The organism is Peribacillus simplex (genome assembly GCF_001542915.1).
Lineage (GTDB): Bacteria > Bacillota > Bacilli > Bacillales > DSM-1321 > Peribacillus > Peribacillus simplex_B.
In genome coordinates this window covers 794791-813395 of sequence record NZ_LNNH01000012.1, presented here as the reverse complement: position 1 = coordinate 813395, position 18605 = coordinate 794791, and the positions used below count along the sequence as shown (strand labels likewise).

Here is an 18605-nt window from a genome sequence, read left to right as displayed (position 1 = left end):
TGATCTAAAGTAATCATTTCAAGTTGATCTCGCTGAATAGAATCATGTTTAGAAAGCATCCTCATCACCTCAAGTTTTAATCCTTCAATTTTAAAACAAATATGACTCCAGTCAAAAGTGTTCTATCTAAAAGGTAAGACAAAGTTGATTGGAGCGGGTGTTCGAGACTCCTGCGGGAAAAGCGCGTCTAGGGGAGACCCCGCAGGCAAAGCCGAGGAGGCTCCCCGACCGCCCGCGGAAAGCGAGTGCCTGGAGTGGAAATCAACGTCTAAATTGTACAGGCCATAAAAATAGACAAACTCGATTTTCATCGAGTTTGTCTACAGTCTGAGATGAGCACCCATTAATCGGGTGCTCATTTTTGGTTACATAAGGTATTTGTAGATAATAATGGAAAGGTTGTTGCTTCCTTAATGAACTAAATAAGACTGGTTTGTTGTATAATGAGATGAGTGGTTTTTCCATTAAATGTAAATAAAAGAGGGGCATAAATGCAATCAAAAGGAGTGGAAGCATGTTTCCTATATTAGAAACCGAACGTTTAGTCTTACGAGAGCTTATTGAAGAGGACGCACCAAATATATTAAAGTGCTTTTCTAATGCAGATGTATTACGTTATTACGGGCAAAGGCCATTAACAAGTTTAAATCAGGTGAACCAAATTGTCAGGAACTTTTCGAAAAGTTACGATGAAAAAAGTGGTATTAAATGGGGAATTGAAAGAAAAGGTATGGATGGTATCATTGGGACGATTGGGTTTCAAGAGTGGTCTCAAGAACATAAACGAGCTGAAATCAGCTATGCTCTTTTTTCTGAATATTGGGGCCAAGGGTACGCATCCGAGGCTGCTGGGAAAGTGATCTCCCATGGTTTTAACGAGCTGGGTTTGATGCGTATTGGTGCAGTTGTTTTTGTTGAAAATCAGGCATCCAAAAAATTATTAACAAAACTGGGCTTTGAAAAAGAAGGGGTAATGAGAAATTATATGTATCAGGATAATGTTCCGTTTGATGCGAATTTGTATTCTTTGTTAGTGTGAAGACGTTCGAAAAATCATACTAAAATGATGTTGAAGAAGGAAACACGTGTAGGATGGAAGGGGAGATATTAAAACGGGAGTCTGCGTGAATAACTCTATACACTGATTCAGAGATAAACCATTCCATTGGTTCGAGAATTTTATTCTAGCAAAAGACTAAAGGCAAACTCGATGTATGGAGTTTGCCTTTAGAAATAGCCTTCAACAAGGCGGAGCCGTTTAGCTCGAGGGATTTCAAACCTCTCTTTCATGTAGGGGCCTTTGCCGCAGCTTCTCCTTCATTTTTCACTAAATTGCCATTCCGGACGACTGGACCCGCGAGGAACTAGAACAGTGTTATATTCACCAGGTGTCTCTGACATTTTCACCTGGTCCGTTACCCCTTGATATAAACCAAGTGGAGTTTCAGCAGTAAATAAGTCTGGTGCGATATATTCATGCTCCTCTGAGGATCCGGCTGTTTTTTCAACAAATCGTTTGTCAAAGATACCCATGGAGAGAATCCATAAAGACACACGGTCTAAAGAGACACGGACACGATAACTGCCGCCTTCTTTTGCTCTTCTCTCCAGAGCTACTAAAGCTCCCACTTCAAGCAGCCAAGAAATTGCATAGTCGTTTACAATTGAAATGGGTGGTAATTTAGGATTGTCCGGAGAACCTTCAAGAGCCATTACGCCTGTTACACAGCCAGCTGTTTGGTCAAAGCCATTACGCGTTGCCCATTCGCCTTCCGTTCCATGTAAATTTACCGTGCAATGGATGATGCCTGGGCGAATTTGTGCACAATCCTCTGCAGATAGCTCTTGCTGCTCAATAAATCCAGAGCGGCGGTTTGCAAAAAAGATGTCCGCATCCTGCAGCAATTCTTTCATTTTATGTTTGCCTTCTTCAATTTTTAAATCCAGTGTAGCAGAACGCATTCCCACATTGGATGTTGCATATACAATATCGTGTTCCCAATCCGTTGGACGCCATATGTTTAAAACATCTGCACCATGTAACGCAAGCGCTCTTCCAAAACCTGCACCAGCGATAACATGGGCAAGTCCTAAGGCACGGACGCCTTCTAGTGGAGACTTGGCATCTTCGGAAAGTGGTTCTGGATCACTCTCGCCTATTTTTTCAATTTCGATCAGAGGTAGCTTCGCTACTTCTTCGTAAGTAGATTCTTTCATGAACTCTTCGATTGTCCGTACTACGGGCATGACGATTCCACGTTCAGCAGCAGCATTTTCTAAGTCCTTCGAATGCCATTGTTTGATGGCGCTGGCTACAGATTGGCGATCTTCCGTACAATTTAAAAATAGTAATGCTTCATGCTTGGATCGTGGATAAGGATTTAGTGGCATCACCCATTTCCCGTCTTTTGTTTGATAGAAAGTAAAGTCAAATGGGTTATAGGGGTCATTGGCTCTCCCTGGTGCTAACCCATTGATTTTTTCCCACTGCCTGTCGTAAAAAGGGGAAAGTCTTCGTAATGCCTTACGTAAATCCATGTGAATGTTTTGACCTTTTCCGCCACGCATTCTCCAAATTTTAGAAACGGCGATGGATTTTGCAACTAAAGCGATAGCAGCTGCTGATGCCAAGCGGAGTGTACTAGGAACTATCGGGTCTTGTCCGTAAAAGGTGACGGTTCCTTCGCAGTCTTCCACCGTTAATCCGACTTCCTTCAAAACGGTGGTTAGTTCTTTGTAAATATCGAAATCGTCAAGGTTTGTCAATTTATGTTCGTTTGCTTTAATGATAGCATCAGTAAGCTTTTTTTCTTCCGTGTTTGTAGTCATCATAATCCCTTCCTTATTGAAAATTGTGTATAAAGAGTTATTTATGTTTTTCATTGAACGCATCTAGTACAGATAACTGACGGGAATCACGCTTTTCATCAAGCCGATTCTCCTCTACCGCACCGTAGGATGACATAGCTTGTTCAGATAAATGCTGTATGGTGTCTTCATTTAGATGTGGGTTACCGAGATGATTCCAAAGAACATTCATTCCAGGACCTAAATGTTCTTTGGAATGCAGGGAATCCTCCATCACCGCCTCCCAAATGGAAGGTTAGGAATGGTTCGCCTGCTGCCCAGCGGAGTCCAATTGAGCTGGTGACGATTTCGTCAAGTTCCTCCATTGAAACGACACCTTCCAATACTAAATGAACAGCCTCACGGAATAATGCTGATTGCAGACGATTGGCTACAAACCCATCGATCTCTTTTTTTAAAACAAGAGCGTTCTTACCTAGAGATTCATAAAACTGAACAGCTTTTTCAACAGAGCTGGAAGCTGTTTCATTGCCTGGGACAATCTCCACCAATGGAACAAGATGAGGTGGATTAAATGGATGGCCAATTAACATACGCTCTGGATATTTCATTTTCGCTGCAATCTCACTGGCCTTTAAACCGGAAGAGGATGACAGCAGCAAAGTGTCTTTACTGACAAACCGTTCAATATTTTCATATAATTCCTGCTTGAAGCCTAGACGTTCAGGTCCGTTTTCTTGGACAACGGATGAGCCATCAAGTGCACGTTCGAGATTTCCCTCAATCGTTAATCGATCAGTAAGGTCCTCGGTTGGAAGTCCAAGCTTTTGTAAAGAGGGAATGATTTTTTTAATACCAGCATGCACAACTTCTTCTAAATCAGGGCGAACGTCATTCACCCGTACTTCTAAGCCTTTTGCAAGGAAGTAGGCGGTCCAGGAAATTCCGATGACGCCAGCTCCAATGACGGTAACAGGGCTAAACTTTTGCAAATCCTCTGATAACCGTGGACTGTTCCTATTTTCATTCATCTTGATCATCCCTTTTTTAAGTGTAAATACTTCTTCACATGCGTTCATGATTTCTTAGATAGTCATGTAACACAGTAGGTGAAGCTAAAGTGAGATCTGTGATGGTTAAACGTGAAGTTCATACTTTTGATCCATTTGTTGCAAAAAAAGCACTTGTTATAAATAATTATAGTAATAGAATGTACAATAACAAGAATCAATAAAAGCTGAAATGACGCTTAAGCAACAGCTCAACAGGATATTGTTGCAAAAATAGAAAAGTTAGTAAAGGAGAGTAAAGAAAAATGGAGAAAAAAGTGGATCCGCGGGTACGCCGTACAGACAATCTTCTCAGAGATTCTCTAATCGAGTTAATGGATGAAAAGAGCTATGAAAGCATAACGATAAAAGATATTACTGAACGTGCAACTCTCAACCGGGCGACTTTTTATCGCCACTATGAAGATAAAGAGGATTTATTGAATAAAAGTATAGATAGGATGCTTGAAGACCTTTTTGGAGATGCATCGAAGTTCTACAGTGTAACCAAAGATCCGCATGAATTACAGCATTATGTCGCTTTACATATTTTTGAACATATCGCTAGATCGAATAAGTTTTTCCACGTCATGTTGATCAAAAAAGGGATTCCTAACTTCCTCCAATATTTAAAAGATTTTATTTTTCAATTCTATGATCATATGATTTTGGAAACGGATGTAAAAGAAGAGGAACTTCCTGTTACAAAAGAAGTGATCGTCAGTTATATTTCTGCTGCATATATCGGGGTTATCTCCTGGTGGCTGGAAAATGATATGCCATTCTCTTCGGCTTCCATGGCTGAAAAAATGATTCAAATCAATATGCAAGGTCCGATTCAATTGTTGGGACAAAATCTGAATCGGTAAGTTGCTGCCTTTCTAAGAGAGAACTACACGAACCTAAGTATGCAAAAGAGGGGGAAAGGAACAGGAAGCTAAAAGGGAAACGTATTTGATAATATCTTTGCCAGTTAAAAAAGAAATTAAGTCAATTACAGTAACAGATGATAAGTATATGGTTATCAAATTTGAAGACTGACAGAAAAACCAGTTAAGCGATTTTTTAATAGATAAAACGAAGGTTTCTCATGATAAAAAAGAAACAAGGGATTGGAATGTCACGAAATGCTTTCCTGATGTTCTTGCAGTAATTGTTTCATTAAAAAAATGAAAACGGATTTCTCATAGGAGCTTTGAAAATGGCTCGGAGTATCCCATAATTGCTTGAATGTACATGATAATAAAGATTCACTTTTAACTTCACATCCAGTTAGCCTAAAAGCAACGTTGAGTAAGGCATGCTCAAATTTTGAATAGAGATGGGAAAAATAGGTTTTATCCCTATTTAAAATATGAGTGATGATTTCATCTTTGTTATGCACGACTAATTCCTCATTTCAATAGGTTGAACAGAATATGTACCTTGATTTTTGAAGAATTAAACCAAAAGATAATGTTTTTGACTGAATTTTCATGTAAATAATCCCCAAATATAAGTATTTAGTATCCTGATGGTTTTAGAAAAGCGAGGAAAGTCACGAGTACAAATGAATGGTCTGAAGGATCAACCGAAGTGATTCGAAACAATTGAACTGTCAGATGATGTTTGCGTGTAAATGGATGGTGTAAAAAAGCTAGGAACATATCAAAAAGTATAAATTGATTGGGAGAAGGAAGGACCAGGCCTGTTGTTTTTAACAGGCTTTTTTTGTTACCGATTTTTCTGCTTGTAGAGGATGATTTTTAATTGGGGGAATGTAGGTTGTTAGTGTTCCAGTAGGGGTATTACCTTCAACCGGGTTATTGCCGCTTTTAAAAGGTGATTACTAGGCAACTCAACTTGAAGTTCTAAGTAAAACTTTCACAAATAAAACCCTCTGTCCAAACGGATATTTTTTCCTTAGCATAAAATGATACATAATCATAAGGAGGAATATACGTGAGAAAGAAACTTTTGACGACGAGCTCGGAAGGTTTAATGGAGGATTCATTTCCATACCAGTTGTATCAAAAAGCAAAAAAGTTTGGAATTTGGAATCCTCAGCATATTAATTTTTCACAGGATCAACAAGACTGGAAAACGTTATCCGTAAAAGAAAAAGCTTGGATGCTAAGACTCCTTGCCCAATTTCAAGGAGGGGAAGAGGCGGTAACTCTTGACTTACTTCCATTGCTTAGGGTAATCGCTGGAGAAGGAAGGCTGGAGGAAGAGATGTTCCTTACCACATTTCTATACGATGAAGCCAAACATACTGAGTTCTTTCGGCTTGTACTGAATGCCATCGGTGAAAAAGGTGATTTGTCCCACTTGCATTCCAATAGTTATCGTAAGATATTTTATGATATTCTCCCCGAAACAATGGAGCGTCTATGGCATGAACAAACCCCCGAGGCAATAGCCGACGCAGCGACAGTGTACAATATGTTCGTAGAAGGAGTGTTGGCTGAAACTGGTTATAAATCATTTTACGATGGACTGAAAACGATTGGTAAAATGCCTGGGTTAATAGAAGGCATAGATTACCTGAAAAAAGATGAATCAAGGCATATTTCTTACGGAACCTTTTTGCTTCAACGCTTGATTTGTGAGCATCCGCATCTTTTTGATCGTGTGGTTAAGAAGCTCGAAGAATTGGCCCCTCTTTCAATTTCCTTGAATGCCGAGGGCGTTATCGGGGAGGGGGAAAAATTAAACCAATACAAATCCGAAATCAGGAAATACTCTGAAAAACAGCTGATGGTAAGAATTGAAATCCTTGCACGGGCAAAGGGGCAGACAATTGAAGAGATTTATCGATCTTCAGGAGCAAAATGAGTAACGATATCTAACTAAAAGAACTAATTAGTTAGATATCTTCTTAAGGTAATGGATCAACGAATGTTCATGGTCATCCTGCATCCATATGATTACATCAATCATATTTGTTTCATCAAATGAATGATCAATATAGAATGAAAGTTAGTGAGTAGTATGGTCCATAACTAAGCACTTTCATGAAATGCGCGGCATTAACCCAATTGAAAAGGTTTGTGCCATTTTTTTTAAAAAAGGATGGTCTTTTCATCGTAGGACAAACTGTTTTTATAGAGCGTATTCAAAACTTAAGAATTCTTAAGAAATTCTGCCACTTTTTCTTCAGGTTTGAATTGTATAGTAATTGATAAATTCAAACCGATGGGGTGACAATATGAAACAATCCATGTTCTTATTTCAATTCATGATAAATCCAAAAACGGTTGGTGCCGTCCTTCCTAGTTCTGGATTTCTCGGGAATAAAATGATTGAAGGAATTGATTTTAACAAAGCGAGATACATTGTTGAATATGGAGCGGGAACAGGTGTATTCACAGAAAAATTGTTAACAAAAAGAAATCGCGAGACCGTTATTTTATTAGTCGAAAATAATAGGGGGTTTTTTCAAGTATTACAAGAAAAATTTAAAGCAGAAAACAATGTATTCATTGTATATGGATCTGCTTCGGATATTGAACAGCATATGAAAAGATTCGATATTCCTTATGTCGATTATGTGGTCTCGGGGTTGCCTTTTGCAAGTTTGCCGAAAGAAATTTCAAATGAGATTCTTTTACATACCACTAAGATATTAAAAAAGGATGGACAATTCATCACCTTCCAATACACTACATGTAAAAAGGCTTTCATTGAGAAGTTTTTCAACAAAATAGATATAAAAAGAGAATATCGTAATTTGCCGCCAGCATATGTTTTTAGCTGTACGATTCCAAACCGGCATGTGGAGGATGATTATGGAGTCCCAAATACTAATTGTTGATGATGAAAAAGAAATCAGAAACCTCATTTCCGTTTATTTGGAAAATGAAGGGTTTCAAACCAAGCAGGCAGAGAATGGGTTTGAAGCCCTGGAATTATTGGATACTATCAAATTTGACCTCATTATTTTAGATATCATGATGCCAAAGATGGATGGCATGGAAGTATGTATGAAAATCAGGCAAGAGCGGAGTATGCCGATAATTATGCTTTCTGCAAAATCAGAAGATATGGATAAAATTCAAGGGCTTGCAATGGGTGCTGATGACTATCTGACAAAGCCGTTTAACGCATTGGAGTTAATAGCAAGAGTGAAATCACAGCTTAGAAGATATAAAAAATACAACACAGATGCCAATCATGACAAACATATCATTGAGATTGGTGATTTAACCATTAATACTGATACTCGGCAAACCATGGTCGGGGATATGGAGGTAAGATTAACTCCAAAGGAATTCGATATACTTGAATTGCTAGCTCGCAATAAAGGAATCGTATTGAGTGTCAGTAAAATTTATGAAGCTGTCTGGAAGGAGGGCTTTTTTAAATCTGACAATACGGTAATGGTTCATATCACCAAAATTAGAGACAAGATTGAAGCAGATCCCAAGCACCCCATTTATATCAAAACGGTTTGGGGGGTGGGCTATAAAATATGAGGAATATCAAATTGAATGATAAGTTGATCATAAAGCTTTATTTCGTGATAGCGATTAGCTTCCTGGTTGCAATTGGGATGATGATGCTGATTAGTTATTTTACTTTACCTATGTTCATGAAGGATCCAACCGAGATCAATTTGAAAAAATACAATTTGATGCTGATTTCATTGGGTATCCTGACGTTCATCGTAAGTTCATTATTTCTGGTGCGAAAAAAATTGGTTTATTTAAAGCTAATCACAGAAAATATCGAACAAATCGCCAATGGAAAGCTTGGTTTAACCATTGAGGTGCAAGGCAGGGATGAGGTGGCTCAACTGGCCATGAATATCAATTCCATGTCAGAAGAATTGAAAAGGAAGTTTGAAAATGAAAGACGTTTGGAAAGTTCAAAGAATGAGCTTATCACAAATGTTTCTCATGATTTGCGTACACCGTTAACTTCCATCATTGGCTATTTGGATTTGTTAAGAAAAGGTCAATATGCAAACAGGGAACAATTACAGGAGTATGTTGAAACGATTTATGGAAAATCACAAAGGCTCAAAAATCTAATCAATGAACTTTTCGAATATACCCGTCTATCAAGTCCTGATGTAAGACTAAACCTTAGGACTGTCGATTTGGCAAGTTTAATAAGGCAAATGTTTGGGGAGTATATCCCATTGTTGGAAGATGAACGATTGACTATCAGGGAATCGATAACGGACGAAGTCCTGCCTGCCTTAATAGATGTTGAAAAAATGGTTCGTGTGTATGAAAATCTCATTATGAATGCCATTAAATACAGCATGAAGCCATCCCCATTTCAAATAGTTTTGAAATCGGATGGGGTAAACGCGGTATTGGAAGTATCAAACAAAATTGTAGCCCCCCCGATAGACGATGCAAATAAATTGTTTGATCGCTTATTTATTGATGATGAGGAACGGACGGGTAATGGAGGGACAGGTCTGGGGCTTGCCATTTCGAAAAGGATTGTCCAACTTCATGGGGGGGCGATCCACGCGGAATATAATCAAAATTGGATTAGTTTTATCGTTGAACTTCCAATACAAAAATGATGGCCCATGAAGTTTTTTCGCTTCAGGGGCCATTACTTTTAGAGACACTTCACTGTACTCATGTTTTGGCTGCGGTAAACGAGAGTGCTCTTGGAAAGGAGAGCGATTTAAGGGGGAGAGAAAAACGTGTGAGAAGCATAAAAACCCTGCAGGAATATATCGGATGTTCAATTGCAGGGAATCAAGTCAGAAAATCTAGCCCCATTCAGCGGATGATTTAAAATAGTTCAATATAGTAACCAGCTAAGTTGCTAGTATCTTCACCAAAAAACGCGGGTTCATTTTTCATATTAAGGGATTCGCAGACAACCGGGATGATATTCAGTAATTCGGCATATGAGATATCAATATCATGAATATCTTTCAAGCTATGGCAAAATTCTATGCTGTCGATTTTATTGAAATTCTCGCCTATTAAAATCATATCGTGTTTTTCAATGGTATTTTCATTTCCCCATGAAGCAACAGGATCGATTGCTTGAGCGTCGTCTTTTAGCTGAACTAGAACTTCTTTTATTTTTTGTGAATTAGTCATTTTTACACTTCCTTTATTTTTGTACAGGTCCATTATACCAGATTTGGTTATGGCTGGGGCAAGAATAGTGAAATGCCCCTGAGAAAATCACCAGGGACATATCTGGATGTGCAGACAAAACGATATTGCGCCAATAGATCGATAAAAGTGAATCATGAAAAAGTCGACTCCTGACATTCAGGAATCGACTTTCTCGATGATTTCCTGCGAAAGGGATATACTCGCAGCTATTTTTCCTTGAACGACCATCCGTTCATCATCTTTTAACCGATGGCCTTACATCATGCGGGATGGGGGAGACATAAGCCTTTCCCTGCAATCGTTCTTTTAACTCGGCCTTTGCTTGATCGATCAATTCAGGATTTTGGAGAACTTCCACTGCAGTTGCAGCAATGACCTTGCCTGCATGAAGCATGCCTTTATGGGCGATGGAGGTTGATCCGAGGGTAACCCACTGCCAACTATGCAAAGGGGAACCTAGAACAAAACAAGCCGTTGTGCATTGTGCGGTAGGTACGATCCAGCTAACATCTCCTACATCCGAAGAACCTGTCAATGGCGCTTGGAGGCTTTCGATAGGTTCCAACCAATTGGCCATCGCCCCAACCTCGCCAGTATGAAATGGGATGACGGTACTATTCCTTTCCTGCTCGGTTAAAGTGGCACGAACTTCTCCGGCCAGCTTCTTTTCCCTGTCATCGTGCTGCGGTATGCCTAATTCCTCGAAATTCTTATACATGACGGACTCCAATACATTGTTTTGAATAACATTCGAGCAGGCTTTATCAAATACGATTTCCACTTCGGTCCCTGTCATAAGGGCAGCTCCTCTGGCAATATTACAAACTCTTAAGTAGATATCCTGTACTTGCGCAACCTCCGGGGCTCGTACTAAATAAAGCACCTCCGCATCTTGCTGGACCACATTTGGCGATGCTCCACCAGAATTCGTTATCGCATAATGAACTCTGGCTTCCTGGATAATATGCTCTCTTAAATAGTTCACGCCAACATTCATAAGCTCTACGGCATCTAATGCACTTCGTCCCAAATGGGGGGAGGCTGCCGCATGCGAGCTTTTGCCTTTAAACTTGAAGTACACTTGGAAATTTGAAAGGGAGTCCATGGTCATGATGCCATTAACATCTAAAGGATGCCAACAAAAGGCAAAATCGACTTCATCGAATAAACCTTCTCTGACCATGAAGGTTTTTCCGGATCCGCCTTCTTCTCCTGGGCAGCCATAATAACGGACCGTTCCTTGTATCGAATGTTCTACCATATATTCCTTCACAGCGACAGCAGCAGCTAATGATCCGGTACCAAGTAAATTGTGGCCACATCCATGACCATTTTCCCCTTGTACGATCGGCTCTTGTTTAGCTGTCGCTTTTTGTTGGCTCATCCCTGACAGTGCATCGAACTCTCCCATGATTGCCACAACAGGTTTACCGTTACCGAAGCTGCCTATAAATGCTGTTTCTATGTTTCCGACACCTCTCTCAACGGAAAAACCTTCGTTTTCTAACGTGGTGCATAGTAATTCAGCAGATTGATATTCTTCAAAACGGGTTTCGGCAAAATTCCATATACAGTCACTAACTTCAATGAATGTTTCCTTTTTTTGTTCGATGATTTCGGATAGTCTGGTTACATGTTTCATTATGTAAACATTCCTTTCTGAATATATTGGATGATATATAGGGCCTCATTATTTTAAAAGTCGTCTTGCGATAAGGCTCAAAAGCTCTACGCTCCGAGGTAAAACCTCTTCTTGGATATCAAATTCAGGGTGGTGATGAGGAGCGGGTATATCGGTCCCAATAATCATATAGGTGCCTTTGCCGCCATTATCCTGTACTCTGCGGATCATGAAGCTTGCATCCTCGCTTCCGGCAGATCCGGATTCCCTGCATGCTTTAATGGTTGAAAATCCATCTACATGTCTGGCTTCTTCCATGGCCAGATCGACAAGTTCTTGATCACAGCGAATCGTGATGGCTTGTCCGATAATTTCAATTTCATGATCAAGCTCATGCATTCCAGCGCTGTGAGCCACGATATTTCGCACGCGTTTTTCCATTTCATCATTTGTTTCTTCGGTTATGGAGCGGGTTTCGATGATCATTTTTGCGTGTGCCGGGATGATGTTTGCGGCAGTCCCGCCAGTTAGAACACCAACGTTTATGCGGGTCGATCCTGAACTGAACCTAGGTATGGCATGAATGTTCAATAATGCAGTGGCTGCTCCCAATAATGCATTTTTTCCTTTTTCAGGTGAAGCGCCTGCATGAGAAGATACCCCATGAAAATGTGCCGCCATTTTCGTGCTTGCCAAAAAGCCGGAAGAACCCCCATGAAATTCCCCTAGAGGGACATCGGTGCCAAGGTGGAGGCAATATAAATAATCGACATCATCCAGCATTCCTTTTTGTACAATCGAATAAGCACCGCGTACCCCTTCTTCAGCTGGTTGGAAAATTAGCTTAACCGTCCCGGCAAAGTTTCGGTCCGCTAGTTTTTCAGCAAGTCCCAAGCCGATTACCGTATGGCCATCGTGTGCACAGGCATGCATGTTTCCTTCATATTCGGATCGAAAACCATTTGCATGCGGGTAGTGGTCAGGGTTCTTACTTTCGGTTACGGGTAATGCATCCATATCAAACCGGAAAGCTACTGTGGGTCCATCCGTTTTTCCTTTTAATAGACCGATAACGGCAGTATATCCACCCTCCATTTCTTGGAGGATTTCCGGATTTGCACCATCTTGCAGGGCACGATCGAATGCTTCTTGTACTATTTTTGCACTGGGCACCCCACGGCGGGAATCCCCATCCAAAGCATCCTTTCCAAATATCACGTCATAGCTCAAGGAAGTCAGTATCTCTACCACCTTTGACGCAGTACGGAATTCTGTAAAGCCAACCTCCGGATGTCGATGAAAGTCACGTCTTAAAGCGATGATATCCATTTCGTTTCACTCCTCATTCTTTTTTTGTCTAATTCCTATATGGCAGGTTTTTGATCTCTAGCCTGAACAGCCCGCCCTTTTGGGGGGGGGCCATTCGAAGCAAGTGTGATAGGTAATGATCAGGGTAATTTCGGATATACTCCAGGACCGATCGGGAGGCCGAGGAAATACCAAACGACTACCAATAACGTCCAAATGATAAAGATGATGATCGGATAAGGTAAGATAAGAGAATAATAAGTGCCCAGTTTGGCATCTTTTCTATACTCTTGTAAGAAACTTAAGAATAGTGGGACGAATGGTGATACAGGTGCCAATGGGAGAACGGATGAATCCGCTACCCTGAACAGCATCTGGGCGAAGGAAGGATGATAGCCCAATACCATGAACATCGGTACGAAAACCGGAGCCAATATCGACCATATCGCCGAACCGCTGGCAATGAACATGGATAGGAGCCCCGATAAGAACATCAGCCCAATAAGGACTGGCGCACCTTCTATGTTCAGTTGTTCTAAAAGATCTGTGATGGATAATGCCAAAAATTTACCCATATTACTCCAGTTAAAACAAGCGACAAATTGGGAAAGTGGAAAAACCATGATGATGAACCCGGCCATTCCCTTGATCGGATCGACCAATAATTCGGGAATGTCATTTTGTTTTTTTATCGCTCCCACTTTAATACCATAGGTAATGGAGACTGTGAAAAAGAAAAGTAAGATGATTGCGACAATTCCCGACATGAATGGAGAGGGAAGAATCGCTCCAGTTTCTGGATTTCGTAACAATGCCCCTTCAGGTACGACGAGAGCGACCATGACAGCAATGAAAACCAATGCTGAAATGCCTGTAGCCAGAAGTGCTTTGTTTTGTAGCTTCGTTAATGGCTCCAGTTTTTTTTGTTGACCGGCGCCTTCATATTTTCCGAGGCGCGGCTCGACAAATTTATCAGTAATCAAGGCAATGACAACGGTAAGCAAGAGAACGGAAGTCCCCATGAAGAACCAGTTATCGGTAACGTTGACAGTCAAATTCGCATTCATACCTTTAGCCACTTCGGAGCTGATTCCTGATAGCAGGACATCCGTGGTGACGATTAATAGATTGGCCGTGAAACCTGAGCCGACCCCGGCAATCGCGGCGAGCAACCCAGCAACTGGGTGGCGTCCGACTGCAAGGAAAATCAACGCTCCGAGTGGAGGCATGATGACAAGCGCAGCATCGGAAGAAACATGACTAAAAAAGGCAACGAAGACAACTAAATAACTAGCATATTTTCCTGAGACCTTTAATGACATTTTTCGGATCAATACTTCCAACAGCCCGACTTTTTCTGCCAATCCGACTCCAAGCATAAGCGCTAAAATCGAACCTAATGGTAAAAAGCCGGAAAAATTCTTAATCATGTTCGGCAGGATCCATTGAATGCCTTCTCGGCTTAACAGGTTTTGAACTTCGACTTTGTCTCCGCTGATCGGGTCAGTTGCAGAAACATTAAAAATGGATAATAGGGCGGTCACGACAAATAAAAAAGCTATCATATAAATGAATAAAATAAAGGGGTGGGGAATTTTGTTTCCTATTCTCTCTACTTGATTGAAAAATCCACCCGTATTGTGTTTTTGTGGCTGATTTGAATCTTTCAGTACTTTTTGTTCCATTACATTCTCCTCCTAAACCTTCTTTCGTTTGTAGTCTGGATGCTTTTATCAACATTCCCTAAACCGATGATAAGCTCTCATTGCTTAAAATGGTCAATCATCAATTTGTACCTCATGCAAATCTATTTAACGAATGTTTAGCGCTATTTTCGTTAAATGTATTATATAATCAAGAATATTCTATTTCAATCAAATTTTCAGAAAAAAATACTTTTTTTCTGTTCGAATGGACTTTCCGAGCCAAGCAAAAAGGGTGAGAATGCATCATTATCGCGATTTAGAGAAGAAAAACCACTATAAATAGGTCGTTAAGCGCACGAAACGACCTTGTTACGTGGTTATCGGTATTACCTTCATATTTATTCTCCTGTTGGGGTTAATTGGTTATTTTGATATAATAAATCAAATAGCAAGATCGAGGGGGGAAATGAAATTGTATAAGATTGGTGTTGTAGGTCCACTGTCATCTTTAAAGAAAGTTCGGGATGTTACTGAAGAGTTTGAGCACGAAATTGATTTCATTGATTTTCCCTATGAGGATGCACGAGAAGTAACGGACATTATAAAAAATCATCAAAGTGCAGTAAATGGTTGGTTTTTCTCTGGACCTGTCCCTTATAGGATCGCAAAGGAAATGTTAGATTCAGAGGCGAATTTTACGTATTGTCCTCCCGTTGGCTCCAGTTTATATAGATGTTTTTTGCAAATGTCCAGGGATCAAAAACATTTCTTCGATAAGATATCGATTGATATGATTCGATTGGAAGACTTTTTTTTACAAGAGTCCCTGCAAGAGTTAGGGATCTCGACCGAAAACATTCATGTGAAAACATTTGATGAACAATATAATTTCCAAGACATTGTTGAATTTCACCTTGATTTGTGGAGGAAAGGGGACGTACAAGGTGTCCTTACCGTACTGCAATCCGTCTATGAGGCTTTGAAGCGGGAAAATGTTCCGGTCTATAAAATAAATATGACTAAAATGGAAATTCGGCAAGCGGTCAAGATATTAATAGAAAAGGCAAAAAGTACATATTTCAAGGATAGTCAGATAGGTGTAGAGATCATTGAAATCGATCAGTTTGATCAGTTTGTAGATGAGGTGAACATTCGATATCATCTGCAGCATTTAGAGCTGAAAATCAAACAAACATTACTTTCATTTTGCGAAAAACTAGATGGCTCCCTCATCGAAAATGGAAACGGCCGTTATCAAATATTTAGTTCACGCAAGGCGATTGAACGGGAAATCGGCAGCTTGCATAGCACTGTGCAGCATTTGTCGCTTGAGATGGATGCCTCTGTTGCAGTTGGAATAGGTTTTGGCGAGACGGCGGCATCGGCGGAAATCAATGCCAGGAAGGCGATCCGGCATTCGAAAAAACAAGAAAGTTCCGGCATCGTCGTCATCCAGGAAGATGGTGTAATCATCGAATCCGCTGGTCAAGATGAGCAATTGACCTATACCTTCCGTTCTGATGATAAAGAACTGCTGGATAAATTAAATCAGGCCAACATTAGCGTAAAAACGTATAAAAAGATAGAAGCATTGATCGATCGGATGAACTGGGAGGGGTTCACTTCCTCAGACTTAGCTTTACATCTATCCATGACCGTCCGAAATGCCCAAAGGATAATGAGTGGTTTAAACGAAAGCGGCTTAGTCGAGTACAAAGGAGAAGAGCTTCAATCGCCACGGGGAAGACCTCGTAAAATTTATATGTTAAAGAAGTGACATCTCGTCGTTCGGATAGTCTTACAAAAATAGATGTATAAAAAAAGTGTCAAGAATGCTCCTGTCCATAAAACGAAGTGTTGAACATTCCTCCATTATCGTTTTAGGACTATCCTCGGTTTTAATGTTAGCCATATTTTATCTGTACCACCACATCACCCTAAAACCTAACGATTGCCCTTATCGGACACCACCCGGCAAAAAGGGGTACCTGCCATGAATCGGCCCTGAAGGCTATCAAATGTTTACGGGCAGCTTTTTTTCTTATGCGGGGCAGGATCGGATTTGGATATTAGCCATTATTTGAAACACTGCCCTTCTACCTTGTCATATGATGAAGGTCAAAAAGCAGTTTCACTTAATCCGATGCTGTCTTTTCTTTTTGGATAAGGCAGGTAAAATCCTTTTGTGTGGAGAATATTTTTACAAAAGGGGGTTGTTGAAGTGCAGCATCATAATCAAATGGATTTATCTAAAGAGGATATTTTTAAATTGATCGTTCGGCACCTGAGTGTATTCCCCTTGACTAGCATAGGGGCGATTAGAGAAGTGATTGGAAGCTCTTTGAAACAGCGCGGATTGATTAGCGGTGTGACCGAACATTTCAGTGGATCTGCAGCAATCTATAACAGAAACATAACAGATGAGGATATCCGGTTAATGAATGATTGTATTTATGACCTATTAAATAGCCAGATCATCATGCCCGGCAATAATGGTGATTACAAGGATCTCCCTTGGATTCATGTTTCCGATGAAGAGAAGCTTAAACACTTGTTCGACCAAGCATGATCATCGGGACGGCCAAATCCCTGGTAGCCCCAATTATCACCTTTTTGCGGCGGCAAATGCTTCGAGGCAGGCTGATTTTATCTTAATGTGCGAAAAAAGGTTGATATTGAAAAAACTCCTGGCGGACATGCCCGTGAGCTGGAACAATGAAACATCAAATGCCAGCATGCCCTAACGATAAAAGGGAATGAGGTTGTAAGCGTTATCACGGGCATTCCGTCAGGGAGCTTTCACTTTACTGGAATTTTTCTTCGTTTTTTTAATTTGCAACCAAACGTAAAGAAGAGGCAAGTATAGGATAAGGAATGACACACAGTAAGGGTTGATGATCTTATTAAGTATATAAAGAGAATCAATATCAAAAACAAAAATATTGACCAGCAGGATAAGTAAAAACATCACCCATAGCGGATACTTTTGCTGGACGTTGAATATCCGTTTTATACCCCTGCTGGCAGTCCATAACGGAATGACCATGTTAGGAATGATGATGATGGTCCACCAAGAAATGATGATGTATTCAAACCGTTGAATGAAAGGAAATTCAATAATGCTTGTGATAGTAAGTGTCGGCCATAGAGTAAGGACCAACTGTTTCTCCGAATAAAAGACGATCGAAACCATGTAAATCAATAAGGTCAATAAGGTTGAAAGCAAGGCTCCTCCATGGGCGAATTTTTGTGATGTTTCTGCCTTTTTGATGAACGGATAATACATCAGAAGCATCTCAAAGCCAATCATGGATAATGAAGTGCTCCTGGTCCCATTCATTATTTCCATGAATGTATGATCAAAAATAGGGAGGACGTTGCTGAATTCAGAGTATTTTAAGCCATAGAAAGGAACAAAAATAAGCCAGTAGGACACTCCGACCGTTAAAAAGGCAATTCCGGTTATCGTACGGAACCCTCCGCTAATGATGCAATAAGTCAATGTCATGAAAACAAAAGCAAATGCCCAAGAAGGCACCTCTGAAAACATCCAGACATGGATGACATTTATATAGCTGTTAATGATCGTCATTCCTAGGAAAAAGCAGTAAAGGATGAATAAGAGACTGAAGAAGTTCCCAACCCATTTTCCAAATGCATGATTGCTAGCGGAAATGATATCACCTGGGACAATACTGAAAATCTTGTATATGATCCAAATGAATGTATGTACGATAAGTCCGGCTAGTAGGATCGAGATCCAGCCATCCGTTCCCGCCGACTTCGCCAACACCCTTTGAAAACTGAGTATGCCTATCCCTGTTTGCATGGAATGGACTAAAAAAAATACATAAAAAGGTGAGACCTTATACTTTTCATTAACGCCAGCTTGGTTCATGTATGACCCTCATTTATATCATTCATTATTTATGTCGTGTTACATGCATGGTAATAATCTGGCTTTTTCGATGGGATTTTATTCAGAATGATCGAAGCGGGAGGCATGAGAAAATGAATGACGGGAGTGTGAATGGGGCGATGTTTGAAGGATTCAACAAGCTTCCTTCGGTGGCGCACTGAAAAAAGTCTTCCT

The 18605-nt window shown here is 40.4% G+C and carries 15 protein-coding genes; 8 read left to right on the top strand and 7 right to left on the bottom strand.

Features of this window, described 5'->3' with window-relative positions:
- The first annotated feature begins 514 nt into the window (after nt 1-514).
- On the top strand, nt 515-1039 hold the full coding sequence (locus AS888_RS09010) for a GNAT family N-acetyltransferase (protein WP_061141790.1): 525 nt from the start codon (nt 515-517) through the stop codon (nt 1037-1039).
- Between the two features lie 278 nt (nt 1040-1317).
- Here AS888_RS09010 and AS888_RS09005 read toward each other — a convergent pair whose 3' ends face one another.
- Entirely contained in the window at nt 1318-2829 is a 1512-nt protein-coding gene (locus tag AS888_RS09005; RefSeq protein ID WP_081092355.1) for a CoA transferase, read from the bottom strand.
- Nucleotides 2830-3011: 182 nt separating this feature from the next.
- Entirely contained in the window at nt 3012-3839 is an 828-nt protein-coding gene (locus tag AS888_RS09000; protein WP_260320163.1) for a 3-hydroxyacyl-CoA dehydrogenase NAD-binding domain-containing protein, read from the bottom strand.
- 284 nt (nt 3840-4123) lie between these two features.
- Here AS888_RS09000 and AS888_RS08995 point away from each other — a divergent pair, with 284 nt between their 5' ends.
- The 5 genes from AS888_RS08995 to AS888_RS08970 all read left to right on the top strand — a co-directional run bounded on the left by AS888_RS08995 (nt 4124) and on the right by AS888_RS08970 (nt 9381).
- Entirely contained in the window at nt 4124-4726 is a 603-nt protein-coding gene (locus AS888_RS08995; RefSeq protein WP_061141789.1) for a TetR/AcrR family transcriptional regulator, read from the top strand.
- 1072 nt (nt 4727-5798) lie between these two features.
- Nucleotides 5799-6674 (top strand): R2-like ligand-binding oxidase, encoded by an 876-nt coding sequence (locus AS888_RS08985; RefSeq protein WP_061141787.1) that lies wholly within the window; start codon nt 5799-5801, stop codon nt 6672-6674.
- Between the two features lie 373 nt (nt 6675-7047).
- Nucleotides 7048-7653: a class I SAM-dependent methyltransferase gene (locus tag AS888_RS08980; protein ID WP_061141786.1), complete on the top strand. Its 606-nt coding sequence runs from the start codon at nt 7048-7050 to the stop codon at nt 7651-7653.
- Nucleotides 7628-8314 (top strand): response regulator transcription factor, encoded by a 687-nt coding sequence (locus tag AS888_RS08975; protein WP_061141785.1) that lies wholly within the window; start codon nt 7628-7630, stop codon nt 8312-8314. The genes AS888_RS08980 and AS888_RS08975 overlap by 26 nt, the downstream gene beginning before the upstream one ends.
- Nucleotides 8311-9381 (top strand): sensor histidine kinase, encoded by a 1071-nt coding sequence (locus AS888_RS08970; protein WP_061141784.1) that lies wholly within the window; start codon nt 8311-8313, stop codon nt 9379-9381. Before AS888_RS08975 ends, AS888_RS08970 begins: the two co-directional genes overlap by 4 nt.
- A gap of 217 nt (nt 9382-9598) precedes the next feature.
- Here the strand turns inward: AS888_RS08970 and AS888_RS08965 are convergent, their stop codons facing one another.
- The 4 genes from AS888_RS08965 to AS888_RS08950 form a co-directional block, all read right to left on the bottom strand.
- Entirely contained in the window at nt 9599-9916 is a 318-nt protein-coding gene (locus AS888_RS08965; RefSeq protein WP_061141783.1) for a hypothetical protein, read from the bottom strand.
- 256 nt (nt 9917-10172) lie between these two features.
- Nucleotides 10173-11579, bottom strand: a complete 1407-nt coding sequence (locus AS888_RS08960) for a M20 family metallopeptidase (protein ID WP_061141782.1) — start codon at nt 11577-11579, stop codon at nt 10173-10175.
- 48 nt (nt 11580-11627) lie between these two features.
- Nucleotides 11628-12887, bottom strand: a complete 1260-nt coding sequence (locus tag AS888_RS08955; protein WP_061141781.1) for an amidohydrolase — start codon at nt 12885-12887, stop codon at nt 11628-11630.
- Nucleotides 12888-13006: 119 nt separating this feature from the next.
- Nucleotides 13007-14551, bottom strand: coding sequence for an AbgT family transporter (locus AS888_RS08950; RefSeq protein WP_061141780.1), 1545 nt, complete (start codon nt 14549-14551; stop codon nt 13007-13009).
- Nucleotides 14552-14978: 427 nt separating this feature from the next.
- On the opposite strand from AS888_RS08950, the gene AS888_RS08945 reads away from it, so the two are divergent.
- Nucleotides 14979-16289 carry a helix-turn-helix domain-containing protein gene (locus AS888_RS08945; protein WP_311316473.1) on the top strand — a complete coding sequence of 437 codons (1311 nt, stop codon included), beginning with the start codon at nt 14979-14981 and terminating at the stop codon, nt 16287-16289.
- Nucleotides 16290-16733: 444 nt separating this feature from the next.
- Nucleotides 16734-17081, top strand: coding sequence for a hypothetical protein (locus AS888_RS08940; RefSeq protein ID WP_061141778.1), 348 nt, complete (start codon nt 16734-16736; stop codon nt 17079-17081).
- Between the two features lie 219 nt (nt 17082-17300).
- Here the strand turns inward: AS888_RS08940 and AS888_RS08935 are convergent, their stop codons facing one another.
- A complete protein-coding gene (locus AS888_RS08935) occupies nt 17301-18410 on the bottom strand; it encodes a GerAB/ArcD/ProY family transporter (RefSeq protein WP_061141777.1) in 1110 nt (369 codons plus the stop codon).
- Nucleotides 18411-18605 lie beyond the last annotated feature (195 nt).